Source organism: Agarilytica rhodophyticola (assembly GCF_002157225.2).
Taxonomy (GTDB): domain Bacteria; phylum Pseudomonadota; class Gammaproteobacteria; order Pseudomonadales; family Cellvibrionaceae; genus Agarilytica; species Agarilytica rhodophyticola.
In genome coordinates this window covers 1,621,684-1,647,710 of the sequence record NZ_CP020038.1, presented here as the reverse complement: position 1 = coordinate 1,647,710, position 26,027 = coordinate 1,621,684, and the positions used below count along the sequence as shown (strand labels likewise).

Here is a 26,027-nt window from a genome sequence, read left to right as displayed (position 1 = left end):
TATATAGCGATAGACGTTAACATGCACGTGCAAAAATGCAACAAATAGGCTCTAATATTAACCTGGCAAACTTGTTTTCATATTTTCCAGGTTGATCAGCTAGGGCTAAGATCAACTATTCGATTTCTATGTTGATAGCACGCCAAACACACAAATTTATTCAAAACGGTTAGGTAATCAATATGATAGGTTCGGCCCTAATAAAGGTTTTCAGAAAGACTTATCGCCTATTAATACCTGCAATAACGGTAATTATCTTATATTCGCGGAGTGAAATAGCCTTTGCTAAATCCCCATTTCAGTTTAAGGCCAGTGTTGGCGCTGAACACGATAGTAATGTTTCAGTAAATGAATTGGACTCAAATACAGCTCAAGGGGATAACCTTGCCAGCCTAGGCGCAGACTTGAGCTATAAAACACGGTTAAACAAAAAGTTCACAATATCAGCCAATGTGGGTGTGGATCAAACATTACACCACACCTTTGATAACTTTGATCTGCAAATTCGCAAAGCCTCCTCCGGACTATCATACAAACAAGATAAAACAACTTTTGGGCTGACGGGCTACTATATTGATATCACTTTAGGGAATAACGACTTCCTGACTATACGTAATCTCTCTCCCTCTATAAGCCATAATTTCACATCGCAATCCTTCATCAGAGCAAATTTCACCGCTGCCGATAAGTCGTTTAGTGGTCGCTCAGAGCGGGATGCAGAATCAGGTGCCGTGGGCCTGGATTACTATTACTTTATGAGTGGAACCAATCACTACATATCTCTTGGCATCAAATATAAGCAGGAAGATTCCCTATCTTCTATTTTTGATTATGACGGCAATACCTTTAAGGTACGTTGGATAAAAAGTATTGAAGCATTTAACAAAAAAACCAAGCTTCGTATCGGCTGGAGTTTCGAAAACAGAGACTATAACGATGCTTTTTCTGCTGGAGATGAACGACGTCATGACGACAGAAATAAAGCATTTATTGCATGGAAAGTTCCTTTTAATAAAAACACAAATGTTACATTTAAATATGAATACGCCGATTTTACCTCGACCTTACAAGCTGCAGATTACCTGCAGCATACAACCAGTATTACCTTTGATTTCGCATCCTGATATTCTTTTAGTAATGTTGATCAATCAAACTTCAGTACATTAAGTTCAGCATTACTTAAACTACCCTGCAAACCAAATTGGTAAACTTTTTGAATTGCCTCAGCGCCACTATAGCTAGCTACTTTGAGATTATCACCTAGCTGGGTAGCAAAACCTTGCCACGCTTGAGCATACTTAACAGAAAAACCTTCCTTCCCCCATTCGTGCATCCGTTTTTTCACTTGGCTAGGAGCGAAGAAAAATTCACTATTCAGGTTACCATCAGGTTTATCCTGTTGCGCTTCAACATCAGTCGAGCCAATTAATAACAATTTACCTAACTTATCTCCCAACAGCACCTGTAGCTGTAATAGCAATGATTTATTGCCAGCAAAATCTAACACCCATGAGTTTTGCTCAAAGGACAAGGCATCTACTTCATCATAAGCAAAAACTTTATCGTAGCAGCCTAAGCTAGAAGTAAACTCCTTATTTGCAGGAGAGGTCAGTCCAATGACTTGATAACCCAAATCGCTCTCGGCCTTATGTTTTAAAAGTAGATGGGCTGCGCCGTAGGCAGTTTTACTCGAAGCACTGGTTAGTATCACCTGCCGAACATCGCTACTGTTTTGTTGGGCTTCACATAAACCTTCGCGTACAAAGTCATCTAAAACGAAAGAAGTCATAAATAATGGGCGATAATTAAGCTGCCACGGCTCTCGATCCTCCCGATACCCCGGATCAGCCGCGCAATAAAGATAGTTATCGTATACAGGCGAAATACTTTTGCGCTTTGGATGAACATCGATAAAACCTGTAGCAGATTCCTTGCCGACTTGCACAATCCAATGTGAAGCCATTGGCAAATAACCGTACATTCTTTCGCCTACTTTAAGAGCAGGGTGAGTAGAGGCTATCACGGTAGCAAAACCCCATACCGGTACTATCCCCCATTGTTCATTGGCGGGGAAAAAGCCCCAATACCCCATTTTATCTCCGAACATTGCATAAGTAATATTATTAGCCGAAAAACCAAAGCTATCAATTTTTAGCAATACTTCTCCCTCTGAAAGATTTTCCACAGCAAGTTCTTGCTCCACAATTTTACTATTGGCGACATTGGTTTTTTCAACCCATATTTCTGTCGCTTTAATTAGTTGCTCGGTCATTCATTGATACCTTTGGCTATGTAGAGTTAATTAAATATAAATAGAGTTTAAATTTATGGTAATGCTTGTATTAAACCATGTCCATAGATGGGATCTGGTCCTGGTACGCCTAAATCTTGCGCTCGCTCTAATACACTTTTCAATATTGCTTTGGGGTTTTGCTCCTGCAAAGAAAGAGTCGCAAGTAAAACACTTACGAAAGGAGAGGCAAAAGAAGTTCCCGAAGACTGCCCAAATAGGCCTCCCGGGACGGCATGAGAGATATCGACACCTGGCGCGGATAAATCGATATGATTTCCGCGATTGGCGAGGTAATAGGCATTTAATTGATCATTAACTGCAGTAACAGCAACCACTCCACGATACGCCGCCGGATACAAAGGTGCACTTGCCGGCCCTGCATTACCAGCAGCAGCGACGACAAGAATGTCTTTCTCAGTAACTTTTTGAATAGCTGCCTGCAATACACGATTAGGGGGCCCTGATAAACTCATATTAATAACAGGCACCTTAATTTGAACAAGCCAGTCTAAAGCAAGTACTAAGCTGGTAACAGCTGCTTGCTGACCAAGAGCTGCATGATTGTAAAACACGCTCCCAGCAAACAGCTCCATTTTTGGTAGTAATCCTTGATATTCCTTGCCTGCACCACACATAATCGAAGCGACTGCAGTGCCATGATCCACTAACACTTTGGCACTAGGCTCATAAATAAAATTTTTAGCGTGTATGTTACAGGTATTAAAAACAGAGTGAGAGGCATCAATTGCCGAGTCTATCAGGCCAATTTTAGGAGAAAGTTTACTGGTATTGCGAATTTTCATAAGTATACCAGGATGGCTACTCACCGGGCCTGAGGGAACATTAGGCTTTACAATATTACGACGTTTAAACACGCTGTTAGGACGATATAAATGGTTATAATCAATTTCCGTTTCGGCAGAAAGTACCTGTATTTGTGTATTGCGAATCACCGATAAATCAACACCTTCAGGCTCAATTACCTCAGCTAAAATATTACCTAGCCCCTTTAAGGGTGTTTGCTTATCGATAACGTAGCCACTATTTTGTAAAAGCTCAAGTGATTGTTTGTCTGTAAAAATAATCAGGCGATCTCGAATACGATAAAAGCCATTCTGATCCTGCTCATAATTTTCCATAATACTATCTTCAACTTGTTGAATATTAGCTTCCAACTCTTCATCAATATCATCCTGCTCCTCATCAGTATCTGTATCAGTATCCTCATCTTCGAGTTTCTCAAGATGTTCATCTATCGTATCCTGAGTCTCATCTTCTGCTTCGTCTTCTACATCTTCTTCCAAATCATTTTCTACTTCGTCCTCAACATCCTCCTCCACAGAATCTTCCACATCTTGCTCGATTGCATCCTCTACCTCATCTTCGATGGAATCTTCCACCTCCTCTTCAATAGCATCCTCGACATCTTCTTCGATCGCATCTTCCACATCTTCTTCAATCTCTTCTTCAACACCTTGAGCCCAAGCGCTTGCATAAGGCAAACTGAACATAGCGCCGTTGAAAATGGGGAAAAACAACAGTGCTAAACAAAGCAACATAGAATTTGTGATACGTTTACAGAGCATTAAAACCTCAGGTGCGGAATAATCGAATATATTGTGTACTTTATATATACGTGCAGAGACTTTCTATCATTCCAAAAAATTATTTTTTTATGGAATAAACCTCGAAGCCGAAACGTCTACACAGCGAAACCATAGAAGAGATTGCCGTGAAAGATATCAAACAGATTATAGAGCAGGAATTTGTTCGCTTACGGAGATTCGCGTATTCCCTCACGGGATCCAAGGCTGATGCAGAAGACTTAGTGCAAAACCTGATTGTGAAGCTTCTCAAATCGGAAATTCCAGATAATAGAGAGCCGATTGCTTGGATGTTCACTGTATGCAAAAACTTATGGATAGACGAAATTCGAGCCAGGGGTGTAAGAATGAAAGCAGCCAACGACGAACGTATCATCGTTCCCAATGATGACAATAACGAGCAACATGTACATGCGCAAATGGAGATGTCAAAGGTAATGGAAAAAATGTCGTTATTGTCCGATAGCAATAGAATTGCGTTAAGTTTAGTTGCCATAGAAGGTATGAGTTACGCTGAGGCTGCAGCAGTAGCAGGGGTACCAACAGGGACAATCATGAGCAGAGTTGCGCGGGCAAGATCTAGCCTTGCCAACTTATTAAACCGCAAAGGACACGAATAAAATGAATACAGAGATAAACGACGATATAGCTATACTTAGTGCCTATATTGATGAAGAATTATCTGCTGACGAACGTGCAGCCTTCGAACAACGTCTAACAGAATCGGCAGAACTTAGGGAACAATTGGCAGTATTAAAAAATAATGACCGTATTTTACAAGCAGCCGCTAGAGAACTAGACAATGAACCTATGCCCGACAATATTCAACGTCTTTTAAACGATGATAGGGCGCTACTAGAGCAGCTCGATAAACAATATACGGAAACGGAAAACGCTGTGCCTGCTCCTCGTCAGTCATGGTGGAACTGGCAACGCTCACTCGCCGCCAGTATTACTCTAGCTATTGGAATATTAGGAGTTCAACAATATTTAACCTACTCACCATCTGAAGCCGAGTTACTAGTGAGCGATACCCGTGAGCCTTTGCCAGCTTTACAAAAAGTGCTGAGTACAACTCTATCTGGTAATACTATTGAGCACCGCGATACTAAGGTTACACCGGAGTTAACATTCAGCAGACAAGACGATGTACTGTGCCGCCAATATCGCATTCAAAGTCGTCACGATTCTATAAGGGGGCTTGCATGCTTGGAAAATAACACGTGGAAAAATAAAGTCGTTGCTTCGATTCATATTGCTGACGAAAGTAGCAATAACAGCTATCAACCTGCTAGCAGCAAAACTGAAAAAGATATTAGTCGTTATATACAAGACGAAATTAAGGGTATCCCTTTAAATATCGAGCAAGAAACAGAAGTCTTGAATTATGAACAATAGAACAAAGACTAAAAGTTATGTCATAACAGCTGCACTTGCCGTTGCCGCGTTAAAAGTCTCCTCTCAATGCTCATTAACTTTATGTAAACTCCGCTTTTTCGGCTATTTTTGACTAGTCTTGTCTACACTGACAAGTTATGAAACAGCTGCTTGTAAGCTTTCTATGAAACGGGGGAATCCCCCGCTTTAATAAAAACTGTTATTATATGTAAAAAATTTAGACATCGAATCAATCAGATACCACGTTTTTGTCGTCGACAAACTTTACAAGCGGGTAATTGGAATACCACCTTATGAAAGTAGCTATAGGCTTATACCGACTTCATTTTATCCATTAACAGCTGTACAACAACATCATGCTCTAAACCAGCCATGATATTCATCTCCTCTTCACTGTAGAGCTCTCCTACAATCGAATCTGCCAGTAAGCAGCCGCCTCGTAAAAAATGTCGAGCAAGCACAGTGGAATAATATTCACGGTTTTTACCAGCTGTTCCTTTTGCGTATTTGTAGACTTTTTTCAGCGCTGCGCGAGTCACCTCGATATTACTATAAAGCCCTGCTGTACCTGCTACCGCTACCTTTCGATGAAGTTTAGTGCGCTTTTTCTCAATAATATACGGTAATATCGTATGTACTAAGCAGGTGTGATCATGGCCATGTTTATGGATACAAGAATAGCCTGAAGCATCACTTTGGATTTGTTTTAAGTTATTGATATGCCTGTTCGTCTTCGCGGCAGACACACCTGCTTGAATGGCATAGCCTGTGTACATTGCAGCAGTGCCAACCAGCAGTCCCACACCTGTAGCACCAACAGCTGCGCCTGCTGCAAGAGCAGAAACCGTGGCAGTAGTACTAGTTTTGGTGGCGTAGCCGGCGACAGATAAACCGTAAAATGCAGCGTTTGCGCTCATATTAGCCGCAAATTTAGCGTTACGATTTCGGCGTTTGTATATTATTTTTGCTGACATAGTATTCCAATTTCTGTTATCACAATAAATAGATCTAACTCTAGAACATAGAGCTCAATATGTTATAGCTATCATCTTGCATCAGTTTGGGGAGGTAGATGATAACGTGCACTATGACAACACAGCAATTATCGCGCCAAAAAGAGAAAGGCTATTGTACAGAGTAAAGGAATGGAATAATTCGTTGGCAGATAGTAGCGCGTTAAAAATCTTCGTGGATAATTAGTCCACGAAGATTTTGTAATAATTTACTAGAACTTAAAAACCAAACTCATCAAAGAAAGCTTTAACATTACGCAAATTATTAAAGCCAGTGAAAGAGGCTAATTCAGCGCAGTCGGAAAAATCCATTCCGCCGTCAGCCATACCTCGATTTCGTGTTGGATTGCGATTAACCTGATTAGCATAGTCACGTGACAATTTCCAAACCTCACCGATACCAGGCTTGGCAATTGCCCGCGCCCACTGACTGCTATCACCGTAATTATTGAAGCCTGGAGAACTGTTGTTAGCACTATTACCGTCGTCAATTTTTCTATAATCTGTATTATTGCGAACGTAGTTCAAGTCGTTGGGTGTGGTTTGATTTTCATTCCAATTACTGTGTTGCACCACATGAACTCGATTGACGGTATTAATAGCTGGTCGCGCAGCCTTCACACGACGCAACACGTCGGCAGTAAAATCGGATTGGCCACCCTCTGCTACCCAGACATCACCACCTCGATCTAAGGCTGTTAACATTTTGTTGACTATGCGGGTCTCTGTAGCGGCTTTCACCGCCGGATTTCGACCAGGCCCTGTGCCATTACCTCTGATCGCAGCATCTGACCAATTATTACCAAAAGCCAAATCGTACAGAGGCTTGGACCATTGAGCCCATCCTCCCTGACGACCATTCACACCTGTAACGGCATGATAATCAATGCCAGCAAAGCGAGGGTCACGAACCATAGTAGCACCACAAGCATTGGCATGGTTGTCGTCTGGATCCATCGTGTGATCATAATGAAGTAACAGTAGATCCTTGCTCAGGTCAAACTCTCCTAACATACCGACGCCGCCACCACCACCGCTAGTACTGGCAAGCTCGATCCAGTTGAGATTAAAATTACCCGCCTGTACCTGGATTCTCAAGGTTTGATTACCTGGATTTAGCTCTCCAAGGTTAATGGACTTAGTCTGCCAATTTTGCCAGCCTCCGGTGGGGTTAACTGTGGTTGCAGAGCCATGAGTTATGCCATCTATTTCTAACGTAAACATACCATTACCAGGTGCCGACGCCACACGGAAATCTGCACGATATTCGCCAGCAGCCGCGACATTAATAGGATATTCCAGCCACTCATTCGCCGCAATCCAACCGACATTAAAACCGCCACCAACATCCGTCGTCGGTTGAATATCTACATCATCAGTACGATGGGCGTTACCCGCATTTCCTGGTGAGGTATCATAAAAACCAACATAATCTTCAGCCTCTATTTTTCCTGGAATATTTACACCGCTCGCGCCCCCACCTAATGTGTCACACTGTTGAGAACTGCACATGCAGATACTGTTATTACTAGCACTATTAAAACAATCCGTCGCAGCTGACCATGTTTGCCGGCATTGTGCAGTGGAGTCACATTGATCTAGTGCACTGGCTAATGGAGAAAGAGAAAACTCAAACGCCAAACACGTTATTACGTACATTATTTTTTTCATAGAACCACCATTTAATAAATTTAACCAAGAGAATATAAAAATTAAATCAAGTTTTTTATTGGCACATTAAAAACCCAGAAATACAAAACGAATTTTTAAGAAAATATTCTTTTTATATACCTTACTTTTATTATCCTTACATCCTAATCTTCAATATTTTTCAACTCTAATTTTCTTAAAAAAACCCGAAAGATAAATTTGAATTAACTTTCAAAAAATTAACTATTTTAAAAAACATCAATCAAACCAAAACATTAAAAATAAGGAATTTTTATTCTTAAAAAATGAAAACTTAATTAGCCAGAAGAATTTATCGCTCTCATGTTAATTCTCACACTAGATATTTGATTGATAGTGCTGCAAAAATCTGCAACACAACTAATTTTCAATAGACGTTATTAGTCTCCCGTAAAAAATGAACATATGTAAAGATCTGTTAAGTTGTATTTTATTTTTTTGCTTTTGTTTTTCCCTGCACAAAAAGACGGATTACACCGACTTAATAAAGCGAGTTAATTTAATTACAATTAATTAGCTGATTCATTGATGAGATTCACATATATAACCGCACATTTTATAAATGTCGTGTGACACTGCTGGTAACGATTACAATTAAATATTTAATTAAAACGAAAATATCGCATCAACAAATTTAATTGCTTTATAGATTTTCCAAAAAAATTAAAACAAATGATTTAAATAAAATTTAATATTATTTGGAAGAATATTAAATTTTTAATTTTGGCACACTTGTTACTAAAAGTTATTTCTTGAGAATGAATGAAATTAACCCTACTGAACTTAATTTTGACACAAATCAAAAAACATTAAGTTATAGTCGTTAGGATAGAATCATTTAAAAAATCGACAAAATCAAGTAACACCCGACTCAGACTTTATAATAAGGCGCTAACCATCAATTACAAAAAACTAATGCCACAATTATTTTTTTGAGAATTCTAATGTGAGATTTTCACACTAGAAAATTAAGAATAAAAAGAAAAATGTGCTTAAAATAATAAACCACAATTGGAACAGAAAGTTCGAACTCGTTTGAAAGAAGGGTATTCTACTATAGGTTAACAAATAGATATAAAGCTAAAATGACTCTGTGGAAAAAGTAACTGCATAAAAAAAGCCGGCCCATTGGGCCGGCTTTTCAACTACGAAATGTAATTTCGACTACCTTAGCTTAATTACAAACAGAACCACTAATAGTGGGTATTTCTGGTGAGGCACCATTAGGCAGGCTACCTTGAACACCAAACTCTACCATTTCTCCTGGTGCAATTGTACCATTCCAATTTAAGTTCTCAGCGCTATAAGGGCCACTACCTGCGACCGTTGCATTCCACGAGCTGGTAACAGTTTGATTGCTTGTATAATCCCAATTAACAGACCAGCCGTTTATCGCTTCGGTACCGGTATTAATAATACGTATAGAAGCAACGAAGCCACTACTCCAACTATTAGCAACCACATATTCACACTTACCACCACCAGGCGTAGGAGTAGTAGCATCTGCCACAGCAAAAGTAATATCGGTACTGGAACTAAGTGCACCATCGCTTACAGTTAAAGTCGCCGTGTAAGTACCTGCTGCCGCATAAGTATGAGAAACCGTTGCACCTGATCCTGTTTGGCCATCTCCAAAATTCCATTGATAAGTTAAACTGTCGCCATTAACATCACTAGAACCTGTAGCATCAAAACTCGCCACCAAGCCATCAGCGATATAAGTAAATGACGCTTGAGGTGCAACATTACCGTCCAATACATTAATATTAACTGTCGCAGGTGTCGATACTTGTCCGTCGTTATCAGTAACAGTATATGTAAAGCTGTCGTTGCCAACAAAGTCTTGTGTTGGAGTATAAGTGCGATCAGCACCAGTACCAGCTAATACACCATTTACGGGGGCATCGACTATTGTATAACCTGTTACTTGACCATCGGCATCAGTGCCGCTCAAAGTAATTGCTAGATTCGAATTTTTCTCAAGATCATAAGTTTTACTCTGAGCACTCGGTGGTGTCGGCCCAGTATTTCCATAGGTAACATCAATACAGCCATGGAAGCGCTCAAAGGTAAAGCGGTTACGTCCCCATTCACCGTAAATTACATGACGACCTGAACGCGCAGGCAACTCACATTTTGTGGTAAATAGTGTATTTATTTGATCCGGAATTACATTAGGATTTGCATCAGGGTTTTTATCATCGTATTTTAAAACACAAAATTCTGTACTTTCAAAATCATCCCAAGTGAGTTCTCGGGTAGGATCAAATTGAAAATCTGGTTTGGTAATCCAATAACGAAATTCTTCAGTATCGTCATAATGGGGCCCCCAGGAAATATTCCAAACAATATCTAAAGGCCCTGCAGAAACATTGCTTGTCGGCCAATCTGTAGGGGTATCCCAAGGTGTTGGCCCACCCTGGAAAGTTTCGCTACCGAAACCACACACGTGAGGTGGTAAAGGATCGACGCCTGTACGACCGACGTCATGAGTTAATACACTCATGAATTGATAACCACCATTAGAGTCTTGGGCAAAGGCGTCAATACAACCTTGGGTAGTAGCATTGTGAGGTTTTTCATTTAAACCGCAATGAGCATTTCTTGAAGGTGGGTCGACCATTAACCCGTGGCCGAAAGTAATACTTGCAGTAAGCAATAAAGGTACTGCACCTAAATACTTGAAGTGTTTATTAGTTAACATTTTAAATTATCCTGTATTTTAAAAATAAGAATCGCAAGATAAAAATGCGATTAATAAATATTATTAGCGAAAGTAATCTTCGTATAATTAAAGGTCGATATTGCTGAGATTAAAATAATTTATTTTAGTAATTTATAGCTCATTATATATATCGACGATTAAAGAAGGTAAACCCCAATATAAAAAGTCTAGTTAAAAGCTACATTTTTTTATTTTATTATTATAATAATTAAGTAGAGAATGCCACTACTAGCATTCCCTACTTAAAAAACTAAAGACTTAAAAACCGATAAAGATTTACGATTTTTACAAACCGATAGGCTCTAGTCCTCCATTAGCATAATGCTCAGAAACGGTTATACCATTTGCCCCCAACGGTACTTCATGATCCAAGCCAATATATTTTCCTTCACTGTTTTGCCATAACACAGCTTCGAGAATATTATATTTCTCTTCGTCCCAGGTAACCCAGTCATGCATTAGCAGACCACCAGTGTCACCAGAATTTGGATTAAGCGTCCAGAAGGTATGGTGAATTTTATATTCATCCATTAGCTCTCTAAGCGCTAACATCCATTTTTGGTTATCGCCGCCATCGAGGAAACCTCCCCATTCTCCCATTAGAAGTGGTGATATTTCTTCTCTATGAATATAGAGCCAATTTTCATCCCAAACATCAGCAATAAGCGTATCTTTATTAAATCCAGGATAAAACCAAGTCTGCTGGAAAACCGCAGGGCCATAGTCATGAGGCGAGTACATGATTTGATTTTGGTGGCCTGGCACAATAACAGGGTAATCTTTGACACCACGTAAATTTCCTCCCCACCAAGTAAAGTGGTAATCCTTACTATCTTTTGAAGTCCAAGTGACACCATCGGTAGGATAGACCTCAATACCTTCAACAAGGATGAGTAAGTTAGGGTTTACCGCAAGAATGCGCTTTGAAGCTTCTTCAGCAACACGCTTCCAGTTGTTGGCATCACTGGAATCATCCCACTTAGCAAAGTTGGTATCAGAGTGTGCCTTGCCATGAGGTTCATTCTCTAAATCAAAGCCAATAACGGTATCATCATTTTTATAACGCTCGGCTAACCACACCCATGTGTTATAGAACACTTCTTCAGTGATATCACCCCTTGTCCAGGTTGGGTAAACATGGCCTGAGTTATCGATATGAGGAGAGTGAGCATCAAGTAATACTTTCATACCATGACGTTTGGCAGATGCGATAAATGCATCAAATATTTCTAGGCTATTCTTACCAACCAAATCAGGATTTGTGAACTCGTTAAAACTAACAGGTACGAATTCGTTATTCATCCATTCGTCAATTAACTCTGTCGCAAAAGGCACACGAATTAAATTAATACCTCGATCAGCCATAGACTTGATTGTGTCGTCTAAATTAACACTCCAAATACCGTGGAAAATTCGCTCTGTGGTATTGAAGCCGAACCAGTTAGCACCGGTTAACCAAACAGCATTACCTTCTTTATTAATAATGGTATTACCTGAAATACTCAGCCAGTCATCACCAGGAAGTGCATTGCCTGGATTGGGATTAGGTGTTGGGCTTGGTGTCACTGTAGGTATTGGCGTAGCTGTAGGTGTTGGAATCGGTGTTGCGGTAGCAGTGGGTAACGGTGTTGTGGTCGGTGTCGCTGTGGGTGTTGGCGTAGCTGTAGGTGTTGGCGTAGCTGTGGGCGTGGCCGTGGGTGTTGGCGTAGGGTTGCCTCCACTACTATTCTCGCCATTGAAAGAAAACATTGTTGGCAGCATGGAATTACCAGGAGATGCGATAAAACCAAAGTTAATTTTTTCTCCTGGATTGATCACACCCGTATGGTCTAAGCTTCCTAATACATAAGTATCGCCGATGTGAGAAATAATCTTAGCATTCCATATCTGATCGATTGTGAAACTCGCTGCAAACTCTAGAGTCCAGCCTTCAACTGTCGACGCTTCGTTATTAGTGATATCAGTACTGGTTTGAAAAGCACTATTCCAGTCACCGGTACTGGTCATTGAAACCTGAGCTGCATTCAGCCAAGGAGCGAAAATTAATGCCATCGCTGAAACTAAAAGTTTTTTCTTCACTGCTGTTCTCCTATCAGAATCTTCGTTTATTACATATTTGAAAAATTACTACTGAAAAGTGGAGAAAGAGCGAGATATTCATAAGCGAAAATCATAATATTAATTGGCTTCACCACATTCCAATTTCCAGGTTAAAAGAGACGATAAAAATGTACTTGGGAATAATATTGTGGTCGTCCAATTTGAGGGGTTGCGTTAAACAAAACTTGTAAATACACGCAAATTGGTTCTACATCTCGCATATTTGGCGTGAATTTTCGCGTCAAATATATCTTTGTCGCAAATTTGTGACGCTTTCTACAAACATGTAATGCTCTATTTTCCTTGTCACAAAAACGAGATCAGTAGCAGGAAAATCATTTGAAAAACTACCCGGATTTGCCTTATAGTCTCTCACATGCAGTGACCATCCAGGAAGCATGTTCAAACATCGCAAGACGCTGATTTTTTTGTATAGCGAAAAGTAACTATTTTGCAAATAAACACTTTTTATTCGTACAAGATTTCGGCTGCATAAAAAAATAATAAAATAATAAGCAAGTTAAAAAACTTAAAAAGCAATAAGCAATTTTGTGTTATAGAGGTAAGCTTTATGGATGCAGTATTATTTAATACCCATGATGTCGTTTTATTGTTGACAATGAGCTGTTGTTTTATCTCGATATTTATTTTCCTGTTGCAACGCAGCGATAAGAGATATTACAACCTGATCCTAACGTTATTTTTTGTATCTTCCGCTTGTATCCCGCTTGACACACTCATTAATTATGGCGCTGCCGTCAGGCCCTGGGCACTGCATAACCTGCCGAATATATTCTTTGTTTTTGAATTCGGTACCTGGATTCAAGCTCCATTAGCCTATTGGCTTATAAAAAGTATCGTTGAGAAAGATTTTAGTTTTAATCGTTTTGACTACTGTTTGGCGCTGCCTTTTTTGTTAGCTGCGTCACACCAATCTATGGCCTATCACTCGTTACCAACAGAAACTAAAATCGTAATCTTACAGACTTTAAATATTTCTAATGAGTCTATCACTGTGTTTTTTGTGCAATTTTCTCGTGACGCATTCCGCACTTACGTCGCATGGCTATGTGTAGTTACAGTTCGCACTTACTTCGACTCCGTACACCCTCGCCAAAACAATAAAATTGTTGCAGGTTATGAGTGGTTGGCGTTGTTTGCTGTAGGTTTTTTAGTGATGAACGTGTGGAGTTCGCTCATATCGCTAACGCTGTTAACTAATGCATATTTGGGCTTTAATATTCCTGTTGCGATTGTAGGGCTATTACAAAACTATGCAATCTTAGTGTTTTTCGCCAGCGTCATTGTTTTATATTCCCGCAACGGCGTTAGGGTGAAGGATATCAAACCTCTTACTAAAAAGGCGCATAAACCTCAGACAACATATGCAATTAACCCTGCATATATAAGTTCTTTAGAACCATTAATGGAGAAAGACAAAATCTTTACAAACCCTGACCTGACACTAGACTTACTTGCAGAAAAAATGGGTATATCACCGAGAACCTTATCGGGCGTAATTAATGGTCACTATGGATGTAATTTTTTCGAATATGTTAATAAACATCGTATTCAAGAAGCGAAGCGCTTACTTGAAAGCCAGGAGTTTAATAAAACTTCAATGTTAGACATCATGTATGAAGTAGGCTTCAACAGTAAAGCAACCTTTAATGGATTTTTCAAAAAAATTGAAGGTATGACACCGTCTCAGTATAGAAAACAAAACCTTGAAAGCGCTAAGGGTTAATAGGCTGTAATTAACTCTGGAAATAAAAATTATGCGATCTAATAGCGATTGTATTGCTTTTTATTTCCAGAGCCATTTTAAAGCGAATAGTTTTATGATTTAGCAATATAATTAATAGACATTTTTATGAAAACGTTTATTTTTTATAAAAATTTTGCACTACAAAAAAGATAACTAGGGTTAGTCTAAAGTTTTCTATATAACCCCGCGGCAGTATATATCGTGTGAATAGTAACTGCAGCGAGTACGATTTGCTGCAAAAACATAAGCTAAATCACAGCACAAATTTACTATACAACTAACAAAAGTCTAATGGATAGCGAGTAATAAACAATCATATATAAGTCAATTGGAATATGGCGTTTATAACAATATTACGATTTATAATGACCATAGATTAGTAGTCTACTTTACCTCTCAGACTTTTAGTTTTTCCGTGCCGCGTTTTTTTGTCCATACGTTTCTTTTGCGAAGAACGGCTTGGCTTGGTAGCTCGTCTAGTTTTTTGCACCACTGTTGCTTCTTGAATCATCTTCACCAAACGTTCTTGTGCGACCTGACGATTCATATCTTGACTGCGATACTCTTGCGACTTGATCACAATAACGCCTTGCTGAGTCAAACGATGATCACGCAAAGTGAGCAGTCTCGATTTATAAAAAGAAGGTAATGAAGACGCATGAATATCGAAGCGCAATACTACCGCTGAGGAAACTTTATTAACGTTCTGTCCACCAGGCCCTTGGGAACGAACAGCAGTAAACTGAATTTCACTGTCGGGTATAGAAACATTATTGGAAATAACTAGCATAATAATTGGTCATACATCATCTTGGCGCCAAAATAGATATTATTATGAGACCTCGATCCGACTATAGCAATCTTCTGCACTTTTGCAGATTGAAAAATGTATTTGGCTAAACGAGTCTAAATAAAGAATAAAGATGACAAAAGAAAAACGAATGAAAAATAGGGAACGGAAAAATAAACGACAGCGAGACGGAAAGTGTTATAAACACTAATCATTATTTGCCCACATCCTTGCGGGCAATAAGTATTGGGGGGCTGCTAACTCTATGAGTGAGCCGTTATAGTGCGCAACTAGCGTCCCCTTGATTACTGACAATGTTAATGGAACTTATCTGTAGTTGCATATTTCCTGATACTTTAAAAATGACAGGAGAGCTTACTTTCGTCATATCTGTTCCTTTGTCAGCAAAACAGCTCAATTTTAAACGCGTTTCCTGCCAACCCTGACCGCGCTTAGCTTTTAATCCTTCTGTAATATTCATTGAGCCTAAGCAATCTTCACCGCAGCCAATGCTGAGAACCGTATCTGCAACTGCATCACCGACAACCTGATATTGAATCTCCATCGCCATATCACCATTAGACTCTCGAGATATATCAATCGGCTCACCTTCAATGGTTAATATAGCATCGCCGGAGAATGCAAACAGACGAGTATCCTCCTGGGCTTTATGGTCAAGCGCCGTCATGGTCAATGCGCCAGCAGCACTCACAGCTTTTGAGTTTGTGATTTGTACAGTACCTCCAGAGTCACGCATAACTAGGCGCCAGGGAGAAACAGGCTCACCAGCTTTCAAAAAATTCTTACCTTGAGATTGCGCCCGATCTCCAAGCTGTGGGTCTTCTGATAGAGCTTTGACACTGGTCTTATCGCTATATTTAAGTCCATAACCATAGGCAAAGAGAGGGTCATAGTCGGCATCACCGACGTTGACTGCCGTTTGAATGCCTGTTTTAGGCCATGAAAAAGAAAGCTTACCATGGAAGTCATATTGAATATCACCACTAGCCTTGCGCAGTATTACATCGGCAATACCACCGCCTTCTGAACCGGGTAACCAAGCAGCCACAAAGGCATCAGACGCATTTATTTCAGGATTCATCCACATAGCGCGCCCAGAGAGAAAAATGGCGACAGTAGGAATATTCTCTGCCTTAAATTTGCGCAATAAATTTAGACCATCTTCAGATTGAAAATCGACATGAGGTCTATCACCTTGAAACTCAGCATAGGGATTTTCACCAAATACTACGATCGCAACGTCAGGTTTGCTTTTATACTCACCCTTTTCACTCAGTACTGCTTTTCCTCCCGCAGCATCCACTTGTTCTTTGATGCCATCAAAAATGGACATGCTATTTGGAAAATGTTCTTTACTGTTTCCTGTGCCTTGCCAAGAAAGTGTCCAACCACCAGTTTGTTTACCAATATTATCAGCGCCATCACCTGCCACCAAAATATTCATTTTTGGCGAAAGGGGTAAAATTTGCTTTTCATTTTTAATCAGGACAAGAGACTGACGTACAGCTTTACGAGCAACAGCTCGATGTTCTGGAGCACCGAGAAGTTGGTAACGTCCCGCGTGCTTACGTTTCGATGGTAACCCAGCTTCAAACAAACCAGCACGTATTTTCACACGCAAAATACGACTTACAGCCTGATCCAGCCGCTGCATTGGAATCTCACCACTTTTTACCTGTGCCAAGGTATTGGCGTACAATTCCTTCCAGCTATCAGGTGCCATAAACATATCCAGCCCATTATTAAATGACGCCGCACAGGAAACATTACTACAACCTTCGACCTGACCGTGCCCGTTCCAATCCCCTACAACAAAACCACCAAAGCCCATCTGATCAACTAAAACATCACTTAATAGCTCTTTGTAGCCATGCATTTTTCTGCCGTGCCAACTATTAAAAGATGCCATAACAGCTTGCACTCCGCTGCTAATCGCCACAGGATAACCCGCGCCTTGAATATCACGCAGTTCTTCTTCAGAAGAAATATTGTCACCTTGGTCACGCCCCCCAACAGTGCCGCCATCACCAATAAAATGTTTTGCCGTTGCAATAAGGTGATCGTCATTTAAAAAGGTATCATCACTAAGCTTGCCTTGGATGCCTTCCACAAGATATCCCGCATACTCTCTTACAATGGCAGGATCTTCGGAGTAGCTTTCGTAGGTGCGTCCCCAGCGATCATCACGCACAACGGCAATGGTAGGAGCAAAAGTCCAATCTAAGCCCGTTACCAATAACTCTTTTGCCGTCACTTTACCGATTTCATGCATTAGGTCTGGATCATGAGCAGCACCAAGCCCAATGTTATGTGGAAAAATGGTGGCGCCGACAATATTGTTATGGCCATGCACCGCATCAGTCCCCCACAAAGCGGGAATTCCATTATGGCCATCTGTCGTATCTGTCGATGCTCGCCAAAACTCATCTGCAAGTGCAACCCACGCTGCTGGGGTTGTGCGATTGTCACCACCTGGAGCAGAGTTACCACCATTTAATATTGAACCTAAATGATATTCTTGTACCTCTTTCGGCGTCACAGAAGCGATATCAGCTTGAATGACCTGTCCGACTTTTTCTTCCAGGCTCATTTTGCCTAATATAGTAGTAACACGTTGCTCTAATTTTGCGTCATGAGCAAATGGAGAATCTTGCTTAGGCCAAATTTCTGGATGGATTGTAGCGGCCTTTTTATCCGTCTTATTATCTTGTGTTTCAACAGTCGATTTATCTTGTGCATCAGCGCGGTTATTGTCGACGGAAGAGCCAGAGTCACAACCGGCAACTATCGATAGCACTAACCCCGCAATCAAGTAATGTGGAACATTCATTAAGAAACTCCATTCGTTATAAAAAATAATTTATCGTTTATTTCTGCTTACCAATTAGTAGGTAATGAATTAAGGCCGACACCAGGCTCCTAATTCATCACCAACATCCGACCGCACGCTAATAGCTGTTTGGCCGCCCCAATTTAAAAAGAAATCTATACCTATTAATCCGCTAAAACTGCAAAGGCAAAAAGAACCAACAGCATACAATAGATTTTAACTTTCATGCTTTCAATCTCCGCCTATAATAATGAGCTTGCCGCCAACAGCAGTAATTAAGCATAGATAAAATGAAATATGAAAATGCATTAAAAAATGACCTCTAAGGCACCGCTGACATAAACCAGAGGCGCGTTCCAATTAATAGCAATTTCGTTAGTACTGTAACTACACCAATCATCAAGATAAGATTTTGCCGGCAACGCCGATGGATAAGAACAACCATCTTGTTGTCCTGGCTGCGGACCACCGGCAACAAAACCCGGTATCGGTGCCGCGACACTATCGGCAGCTGATGGTCGGTGGTGAATAGCAAGTGGGCTGCGAGTACCGAAACCTGTAACAAAACTGATACCCACACCATTGCGTCCCAAAATGTAATCCATATTAGTCAGCGCAGCATCGGCATAACTGCGTTCACCACTATCACGAAATGCTTGAATAAGCATCATACTTTGATTGAGGGCAACGGCGTTACTTCCCCATACAAACTCAGAGGCTTCACGTCCCATTACAATCCCAAAAGCAGAGGAGTTGACGCCGTTACGCAAATCATCGGCAAAAGATAAGAAGCTCGTGCGGATAGAGGCTATATCAGCCACACCGCTTAAACGTTGAGCATGATGTAACAGTGACATATAACCTAGGGCCACGGTATAGCCCCAGCTAGGAACTGAGGGTTCAGCCCGATATTGGGTAAACTGTTGATAATAGCTATCATCATTTAATGTAATGTAGAGCTCAGCTGCAGCCCAGGCAAACTCATCGCGATAACCAGCAGAGGCATACTCGCCAGTAAACACATCTGAAGGCTGACGATATGCTACTTCTGGATTATTTTTTGCCCACTGCCATGCATTTAACGCAGCGGTGCGGCATTGTTCTGAAAGACCTGGCAGGTGTGTTTCGAACTCAGAAAATATGCGGCTGGCAACAGCCATAACCGCAGCAAAATTGAGCGCCGCAGCAGTAGATTTTTGCACAACATAACGCTGCGCATCAGCGTCTTGTGGCAGGACCTGGCCACTGAATCTTAGGGTCGTTAGTTTATGATATACGCCACCATCGTTAGGGTCTTGCATGGTGAGCATCCAACGTAGATTCCACAATACTTCATCGAGAATATCAGGTAAGGGATTACCACTTTCAGGGATATTATTATTTTGCGTGCGATAGTAATCTGGGTAATGTTCATACGCGGCAAGCAATGTGTAAGTTGAAATCCCTGAGTTTACGATATATTTATTATAATCCCCTGCATCATACCAGCCCATCGGTGAAGTAATACGTGTACCAGTAGGACGTAGTTCTGAGGCTGCTGAAGCATGTATTTTTACTTCTGTATCAGCATGTCCAGCTGTGCGGCTCCAGTCACCAGCATAGGGTGCCGAAATTGCCATGCCAGCACGATTGTAGTAAAAAGCTTTTAACGCTGCACTATTTAAAAGGCGATGAACATTGTCGTCAATCTTAAATGTATCGGAATCAGGTATTCCGTCGATGCGCAAACGATAGTTGCCTGCTGTGTTAAACCCGGAGAAGTCAGCCAAACGAACAGATTCATCGCTGTGGGGCCAGGTGTTTACAGTACCTAGCTGCCCTTGAAAAACTTGCTCGCCATTTTCGTTAAACAAGGCAAAGTTATTTGTAGCATTAGCTGGTACTACAGCAACTTTGTTAGCGTTGGGATAAAAACCCAACTGGTTTAGTTTAATTAACCCATTACCTATATTTGCAGCAGGTGTACTGCTGGGTGTTGGCGTATTAGTTGATGTAGGTGCGGGTGTAGATGAAGTTGCGCCCGTTTCGGATGAGGCAGTGTCTCTAGAGTTACCGCCACTGCCACAGGCATTTAACAGCATACTAAGCACTACGCCCACTAAGTATAAACACAATACTCGTAAAAATTTAACCACCATTCTTTATCCTGTTCATTTTTAGTATTAGCTTTTAATTCTAGTGCCAATAACACGAATTAGTATTACTAGCACCCTAGCTGCTGTTGAATTCTGTTAGCCATTTTTATATTTATATTTTTTGCACATTTTTTCTTATACATCATTTGTTATTTTTTGTGCTTGGGCATTTTTTATGCCTTCTTTTTCTATGTTCTGCTTCTGTATTCTATTTCTATGTTCTGCTTCTGTATTCTATTTCTATGTTCTGCTTCTGTATTCTATTTCTATGTTCTGTGCTCTATTTCTGTGTTCTGCGTTCTGTGCTTTTTATTGTTTGTAGTATTTTCTGTCTTTGATTTATTTATTTTTTTCTCTTTACTTTTTATTTCTTTACTTTTTGTCTCCTTATATTTTTCCTTTTTAAGACTTTAAACCTTCGACACATCAAAGCTTTTAGAAAATTTTTGGTTTTTAGAGTCTTTACTTAATTTTCCCCTCGCTTTTGTTTCTACTATAACTCTGTTTTATTGTAACTCTATTTTATTGTAACTCTGTTTTATTATAACTTTGCTTTATTTGCTTACATTTACCACACAAGTGAAAAGCGATTTAGCTGCCCCTCTCTACTTCGCTCATCACTCTTACAGAATCAATTAGCTTAACTCTTATTAATATTCAACTCTTATTAACATTCAACTCTTAACGAAATCAAGTATCAATAATAATTGGCAACACATCTGGTTAGTTTTTAATTTAAAGAGCCTATTGACTTAAACAACTTGAGATTTTGCTATCTATATAAACCTTCTAAACCACTTAGCATAGTAACAAGTCAAAAAGCCTTTATTAGCACTAACCATAGATATGAATAATTTTGTCCACTTACCGACAAAGTAGTTGTCTTATGAGGACAACTACTTTTCTATATCTAAGGTGACAACATAGCAGAAATCACCCTATTTTTTCTAGCAATTATTTTTCTGAGGCGCAGTTTTTCATAATAAATTGGTTATGACTTGGCATAGAACTGGCGCATCTTTCTAGTGTCTTGCGTATATGACTTAAATCTTTTTGAATTGAGCCTAGATCATGTGTATCTACTAGTGGATGATAACTATCGGCCATAATGTTTTGACCATGAAAAACTGCTAACCAGCTACTGGTAGAAAATAGTTCATCATCTTGCCGATAAATTCGACCGCTCTCTTTGTAAAGTCTAACTTTCTCCGCCAAATAATTGGGAATTGGTATTTGTTGACAAGCAGACCAAAATTGCTCATCGGATCGCTGATTGGCCCAATAATGTAAAATCAGAAAATCTCGAATACGTTCATATTCTAACGCCAATAGCTGATTGTATTTATCACTATTAGCAGCACTAAAGCTTTTGTCGGGAAATAACGCCAGTAATTTTGAAATACCAGATTGAATAAGATAAATACTGGTAGACTCTAGAGGCTCCATAAAACCCCCAGACAACCCCAAAGCAACACAATTTTTATTCCAGAATTTTTTCCTACGACCAGTATTAAAAGCTAAAGTCTTCGGCTCAGAAATAGCATCACCATCTAAGTTATTTAATAAGGTTGCCGTCGCTTCATCCTCACTCATATATTGACTACAGTAGACATGGCCATTACCAGTACGATGTTGCAAAGGAATTCGCCATTGCCAACCAGCTGTTTGCGCTGTCGCTTGAGTATAAGGCAAAAGCTCGCAAGACGACTGGCTTGCAACCGTAACAGCACGATCACACGGCAACAGATGACTCCAGTCGATATACCCTGTATTTAGCGACTCTTTAATGAGTAATCCTCTAAAGCCGCTACAGTCAATAAATAGATCACCTTCAATACTTTGACTATTTTCTAAAGTGACACTCTGAATAAATCCTGTATCTTCTCGTAGCTGCACACTGACAATTTTACCTTCTATACGATGAACACCATGATTTTCAGAAAACTTCCGTAAGTAAGCTGCATATAAGCCAGCATCTAGATGAAAAGCATAGGCAATTCTTGCAAGAGGTGAATTTTTAATAGATAGAGGCCGGGAAAACTTACCTTGCTTACAAGCTTGTACTTCCATCGAATAGTGAAATAAATCTTCATTATTACTTTGAAAAAGCTTAAGCCAATAATGGTGGAATGGAACACCGTTGGGCATATCGGAACCAAAATCTCCAAAGGGGTGGATATAGGACTCCCCTACCTGTCCCCAGTTATTAAACTTAATTCCAAGCTTAAAAGTCGCTTGCGTTTTTTTTACAAACTCATTTTCATCTAAGCCAAGAATATTATTAAATGATCCAATATGTGGGATAGTTGCTTCTCCCACACCTATAGTACCGATATCATCAGACTCAATTAAATAGATATGACTAAAGTCACTACCTAACATCTTAGCAAGCGCCGAAGCCGCCATCCAACCGGCAGTGCCGCCACCGACAATAACAATCTTCTTAATACGATTATTATATTGCTTATTGTTAATATTCGATGAAGATTTCACCATACTACTATTTCATTCCTCTATTAGCTTTTAAGCCTATATGTGTACTTTCAAGGGAGTTTCTGTCGTCACCGCAGTATTGAGCTAAATATTCCCAATGGCTTGGCATTTGCTCAGCTACCTGGGAGATAACCGATGTCATTTTTTTTGCGTGTTGACGAGCATGAATATGATTACTTAGCGGCACAAGTTCATCGTAGTGCTGCGGCCAGTAATTTTGGCCTAGCAAAAAAGATATCCAAGTTTTGCTAGAAAAAGTTTCTCTTTCATAGAAAGGAAAACGACCAAATTGAGAAAATAAATGTATTTTATGAGCTAGCGAAGCAGGCAGACTTTTTCGGTGATAGGCATCCCAAAAAGGGGAATGTAATGCTCTGGCACAGTCATAGTGAGCTGTGTGAAAATCCAAGATACGTGCATATTCTTCAGTCGTAATACGATTATATTCTTCGGCTATAAAAGAAGAACATTCGCGATCCGGGAACATGTCGAGAAAACGCAGAATAGCACTTTGCGTTGTGTGCACACTTGATACACAAAGGCTACCCAAAAAACCTGCAGTCTCACCCAAAGCTAAACAGTTCTTGTACCAAAATCTTTCTCTTCTACCTATATTAAATGCTTGTATTAAAACATCATGCATAGGCTTATCAGCCGTATAGCGCTGCAAATACTGTAAAGCATCGCCATCACTTAAATAGTTAATATCGTAGTAAAATTCATAACATTGACGGTTGCGCAAAGGAACTATTCGCATCCAACCATCTTTATGTAACGACATCTTCGTCGCAGGAAGAGGATTTTTTATTGCATCAGAGCTAAAAATAATACGACGGTCACAAGGTAAATAATCCGACCAATCCATATAACCGACACCTAGAGCTTGTTCGATTAAACGTCCGCTTTTGCCGCTGCAATCAATAAATAAGTCACCTTCTATTTGCTGATGACCACTCGTTACCAAGGCATCGATAAAGCCGTCTTCTGAACGAACAACAACATCAGAGATATTCTCTTTGATTAAACGCACCTGTGCTTGCACTAGACTTTTTAAATAATCGAGATAGTGTTGTACGTCAAAATGTAAAGCATAAGAATAAGGCGCAAGAAAAGCTTTAGCGTTAGTTTTGGGGTGAGCAAAGCGACCTAGCCTAGCTGCACTTGCGCCAAGAGAATATGCATCAAATGGCGTATTATCTCCATCTAATTTAAATTTAGCAGCAAAGTGCTGAAACTCAATGGATTGGATCATAGCACCATAAGGGCTATGAGAATGAAAAAAGCTCTGTTCGGGGAAATTCCACCCATAAAATGCATTGGCTAACTTAAATGTCGCTTCAGTAGCAACCATCACCTCTCGCTCACGGATACCAAATTTACGATGAAAAGAAGACAGAGCGGCAACACCTGACTCCGCTAGAGGCAAGCTTTCCTTTTGCTCACAATCTATCATGGTAATGTTTAAAGAATTCGCATTAAATTGTTTTGTAAGCGCTAAGGCAGCAAGCCAAGCAGTGACTCCTGCACCCACTATAACAATGTTTTCTATATGCTCAGACATAACTAGCGCCTACCATACAAATTAAGTGTTGCTGGTGGCGGCTGGTAGCTACCATGGTTTTCTGTCGCGCAATGCTTAGCGATACTCTTTGCATGGGCAGGTAAACTCTGTGCAGCTTGCGCAATGTGTGTCTGCATACTGGCAAGATAATTCGCTAATTTTTCAAGATCAAAGTCTTCCACTCTGGGATCATAATTCTCAGGCACAATACCCTGCCCTAAATAAACTGCCAACCAACTTGCTTTTAAAAATAAACCTTCAGTATAAGGAGACACATAGCCTGTTTTACGAAACAAGTTAATTTTATGATCCAAACCATCGGGCTTGCTCATATTTTTGCAATAACGCCAAAATTCTGTATCGTCTCTTTCGGTAGCACAGTAATGCAGTACTAAAAAATCACGCAAGCGTTCAAATTCTAGGGTCATCATACGATTGTATTCATCACGCAATACTGAATCACAACGCTTATCTGGAAAAAACTCAATTAACTTCATAATAGCCAATTGAATAAGATGAATACTGGTAGACTCCAATGGCTCTAAAAACCCTGCTGCTAAACCGATAGCAATACAGTTTTTGTTCCAAAATTGTTTACGCATGCCTGTAGTAAAACGCAGATAATTAGCCTCGGTAATTACCTGGCCATCCAGATTATCACGTAGTATAGATTCAGCTTGTTGATCACTCATAAATGAACTGCTATAGATGTGACCATTTCCTGTGCGATGTTGCAAAGGTATCCGCCACTGCCAACCAGCTTCATGAGCGATCGCTTTGGTATAAGGTAATAGCTCGCCCTGACTTTTAGTGGCCATTGCAATCGCTCTGTCGCAAGGTAACCAATGACGCCAGTCGATATAACCTGTTTTTAAATGTTGTTCGATAAGAAGGCCGTTAAACCCTGTGCAATCAATAAATAAATCACCTTCGATATGTTGACCGTTATCCAGTCTAACAGCACTTATAAACCCATCGCTTTGACGTAAATAAACTTCTTTAACTTTACCTTCTTTACGCACCAAGCCCCGTGTTTCGCAGTAAGTTCGCAAATAACGAGCAAACAAATGGGCATCCAAATGAAAAGCGTAGGAATAGGTAGATAAAATAGAACGTGGATCACTGCTGGGATAATCAAAGCGGCCATATTTTGACGCAACAACAGGCAAGGAATAATCACCGATACTGGTATCATCCCCTAGCTGCCTCAGCTTTAGCCAGTAGTGATGAAAGTCAATACCGTTAATACTTTGGCCGAATTCACCGAACGGGTGAATATAAAACTCGCCAATACGCCCCCAATTAATAAACTCGATACCTGTTTTATAACTGGCATTGGTAGCGCGCATAAATTCGTGTTCGTTCAAGCCTAAAGTTTGGATGAAATAACGTAAATGAGGCAGCGTTGCTTCACCGACGCCAACCGTACCTATTTGATCTGATTCTAAAAGCTCAATCGCGCAATATTCTTGCCCAAATAAACGTGTTAACGCGGCAGCGGTCATCCAACCGGCCGTACCACCACCGACAATCACAATGCGTTTAACACGATTCTCATGCATAAACAGCCTCAATATTTTCTACAGACAATACACAAGGGCTTGCGC

Annotated in this window: 16 protein-coding genes; 4 read left to right on the top strand and 12 right to left on the bottom strand. The window is 40.2% G+C overall.

The window, feature by feature from the left end; genetic code table 11:
* Positions 1-182 precede the first annotated feature (182 nt).
* Positions 183-1,124 carry a surface lipoprotein assembly modifier gene (locus BVC89_RS06910; RefSeq protein ID WP_086930483.1) on the top strand — a complete coding sequence of 314 codons (942 nt, stop codon included), beginning with the start codon at positions 183-185 and terminating at the stop codon, positions 1,122-1,124.
* Positions 1,125-1,144: 20 nt separating this feature from the next.
* Here the strand turns inward: BVC89_RS06910 and BVC89_RS06905 are convergent, their stop codons facing one another.
* Together BVC89_RS06905 and BVC89_RS06900 are read right to left on the bottom strand one after the other, a co-directional pair.
* On the bottom strand, positions 1,145-2,272 hold the full coding sequence (locus tag BVC89_RS06905) for a DUF2855 family protein (RefSeq protein ID WP_086930482.1): 1,128 nt from the start codon (positions 2,270-2,272) through the stop codon (positions 1,145-1,147).
* Positions 2,273-2,325: 53 nt separating this feature from the next.
* Positions 2,326-3,804 (bottom strand): S8 family serine peptidase, encoded by a 1,479-nt coding sequence (locus BVC89_RS06900; RefSeq protein ID WP_158657815.1) that lies wholly within the window; start codon positions 3,802-3,804, stop codon positions 2,326-2,328.
* A gap of 221 nt (positions 3,805-4,025) precedes the next feature.
* Here BVC89_RS06900 and BVC89_RS06895 point away from each other — a divergent pair, with 221 nt between their 5' ends.
* Positions 4,026-4,517 carry an RNA polymerase sigma factor gene (locus tag BVC89_RS06895; RefSeq protein WP_216825102.1) on the top strand — a complete coding sequence of 164 codons (492 nt, stop codon included), beginning with the start codon at positions 4,026-4,028 and terminating at the stop codon, positions 4,515-4,517.
* Between the two features lies 1 nt (position 4,518).
* Positions 4,519-5,295 carry an anti-sigma factor family protein gene (locus BVC89_RS06890; RefSeq protein ID WP_086930480.1) on the top strand — a complete coding sequence of 259 codons (777 nt, stop codon included), beginning with the start codon at positions 4,519-4,521 and terminating at the stop codon, positions 5,293-5,295.
* 311 nt (positions 5,296-5,606) lie between these two features.
* Here BVC89_RS06890 and BVC89_RS06885 read toward each other — a convergent pair whose 3' ends face one another.
* The 4 genes from BVC89_RS06885 to BVC89_RS06870 all read right to left on the bottom strand — a co-directional run bounded on the left by BVC89_RS06885 (position 5,607) and on the right by BVC89_RS06870 (position 12,801).
* Positions 5,607-6,269: a hypothetical protein gene (locus BVC89_RS06885; protein WP_086930479.1), complete on the bottom strand. Its 663-nt coding sequence runs from the start codon at positions 6,267-6,269 to the stop codon at positions 5,607-5,609.
* A gap of 258 nt (positions 6,270-6,527) precedes the next feature.
* Positions 6,528-7,979 carry a carbohydrate-binding protein gene (locus BVC89_RS06880; RefSeq protein ID WP_086930478.1) on the bottom strand — a complete coding sequence of 484 codons (1,452 nt, stop codon included), beginning with the start codon at positions 7,977-7,979 and terminating at the stop codon, positions 6,528-6,530.
* A 1,192-nt stretch (positions 7,980-9,171) separates the two neighbouring features.
* Positions 9,172-10,701: a lytic polysaccharide monooxygenase gene (locus BVC89_RS06875; RefSeq protein ID WP_086930477.1), complete on the bottom strand. Its 1,530-nt coding sequence runs from the start codon at positions 10,699-10,701 to the stop codon at positions 9,172-9,174.
* Positions 10,702-11,007: 306 nt separating this feature from the next.
* On the bottom strand, positions 11,008-12,801 hold the full coding sequence (locus BVC89_RS06870; protein ID WP_245929357.1) for a cellulase family glycosylhydrolase: 1,794 nt from the start codon (positions 12,799-12,801) through the stop codon (positions 11,008-11,010).
* Positions 12,802-13,393: 592 nt separating this feature from the next.
* On the opposite strand from BVC89_RS06870, the gene BVC89_RS06865 reads away from it, so the two are divergent.
* Entirely contained in the window at positions 13,394-14,569 is a 1,176-nt protein-coding gene (locus BVC89_RS06865) for a helix-turn-helix domain-containing protein (protein ID WP_086930476.1), read from the top strand.
* Positions 14,570-14,966: 397 nt separating this feature from the next.
* Here the strand turns inward: BVC89_RS06865 and arfB are convergent, their stop codons facing one another.
* The 6 genes from arfB to BVC89_RS06835 form a co-directional block, all read right to left on the bottom strand.
* A complete protein-coding gene (gene arfB / locus BVC89_RS06860; protein WP_086930475.1) occupies positions 14,967-15,380 on the bottom strand; it encodes an alternative ribosome rescue aminoacyl-tRNA hydrolase ArfB in 414 nt (137 codons plus the stop codon).
* Positions 15,381-15,657: 277 nt separating this feature from the next.
* Complete coding sequence (locus BVC89_RS06855) at positions 15,658-18,231, bottom strand: glycoside hydrolase family 3 protein (protein WP_086930474.1); 2,574 nt, start codon at positions 18,229-18,231, stop codon at positions 15,658-15,660.
* 308 nt (positions 18,232-18,539) lie between these two features.
* Entirely contained in the window at positions 18,540-20,369 is a 1,830-nt protein-coding gene (locus tag BVC89_RS06850; RefSeq protein WP_086930473.1) for a glycoside hydrolase family 9 protein, read from the bottom strand.
* A 951-nt stretch (positions 20,370-21,320) separates the two neighbouring features.
* Entirely contained in the window at positions 21,321-22,862 is a 1,542-nt protein-coding gene (locus tag BVC89_RS06845) for a tryptophan halogenase family protein (protein WP_086930472.1), read from the bottom strand.
* A gap of 4 nt (positions 22,863-22,866) precedes the next feature.
* Positions 22,867-24,420 carry a tryptophan halogenase family protein gene (locus BVC89_RS06840; protein ID WP_086930471.1) on the bottom strand — a complete coding sequence of 518 codons (1,554 nt, stop codon included), beginning with the start codon at positions 24,418-24,420 and terminating at the stop codon, positions 22,867-22,869.
* A gap of 2 nt (positions 24,421-24,422) precedes the next feature.
* Positions 24,423-25,982: a tryptophan halogenase family protein gene (locus tag BVC89_RS06835; RefSeq protein ID WP_086930470.1), complete on the bottom strand. Its 1,560-nt coding sequence runs from the start codon at positions 25,980-25,982 to the stop codon at positions 24,423-24,425.
* Positions 25,983-26,027: the final 45 nt, after the last annotated feature.

What these genes read in the sequence shown, in the direction of transcription:
- BVC89_RS06905 (WP_086930482.1), bottom strand. Translation starts at nt 2,272, where the DNA reads ATGACCGAGCAACTAATTAAAGCGACAGAAATATGGGTTGAAAAAACC.
- arfB (WP_086930475.1), bottom strand. Translation starts at nt 15,380, where the DNA reads ATGCTAGTTATTTCCAATAATGTTTCTATACCCGACAGTGAAATTCAG.
- BVC89_RS06845 (WP_086930472.1), bottom strand. Translation starts at nt 22,862, where the DNA reads ATGGTGAAATCTTCATCGAATATTAACAATAAGCAATATAATAATCGT.
- BVC89_RS06835 (WP_086930470.1), bottom strand. Translation starts at nt 25,982, where the DNA reads ATGCATGAGAATCGTGTTAAACGCATTGTGATTGTCGGTGGTGGTACG.
- BVC89_RS06865 (WP_086930476.1), top strand. Translation starts at nt 13,394, where the DNA reads ATGGATGCAGTATTATTTAATACCCATGATGTCGTTTTATTGTTGACA.
- BVC89_RS06850 (WP_086930473.1), bottom strand. Translation starts at nt 20,369, where the DNA reads ATGGTGGTTAAATTTTTACGAGTATTGTGTTTATACTTAGTGGGCGTA.
- BVC89_RS06880 (WP_086930478.1), bottom strand. Translation starts at nt 7,979, where the DNA reads ATGAAAAAAATAATGTACGTAATAACGTGTTTGGCGTTTGAGTTTTCT.
- BVC89_RS06875 (WP_086930477.1), bottom strand. Translation starts at nt 10,701, where the DNA reads ATGTTAACTAATAAACACTTCAAGTATTTAGGTGCAGTACCTTTATTG.
- BVC89_RS06900 (WP_158657815.1), bottom strand. Translation starts at nt 3,804, where the DNA reads ATGTTCAGTTTGCCTTATGCAAGCGCTTGGGCTCAAGGTGTTGAAGAA.
- BVC89_RS06910 (WP_086930483.1), top strand. Translation starts at nt 183, where the DNA reads ATGATAGGTTCGGCCCTAATAAAGGTTTTCAGAAAGACTTATCGCCTA.
- BVC89_RS06885 (WP_086930479.1), bottom strand. Translation starts at nt 6,269, where the DNA reads ATGTCAGCAAAAATAATATACAAACGCCGAAATCGTAACGCTAAATTT.
- BVC89_RS06855 (WP_086930474.1), bottom strand. Translation starts at nt 18,231, where the DNA reads ATGAATGTTCCACATTACTTGATTGCGGGGTTAGTGCTATCGATAGTT.
- BVC89_RS06890 (WP_086930480.1), top strand. Translation starts at nt 4,519, where the DNA reads ATGAATACAGAGATAAACGACGATATAGCTATACTTAGTGCCTATATT.
- BVC89_RS06840 (WP_086930471.1), bottom strand. Translation starts at nt 24,420, where the DNA reads ATGTCTGAGCATATAGAAAACATTGTTATAGTGGGTGCAGGAGTCACT.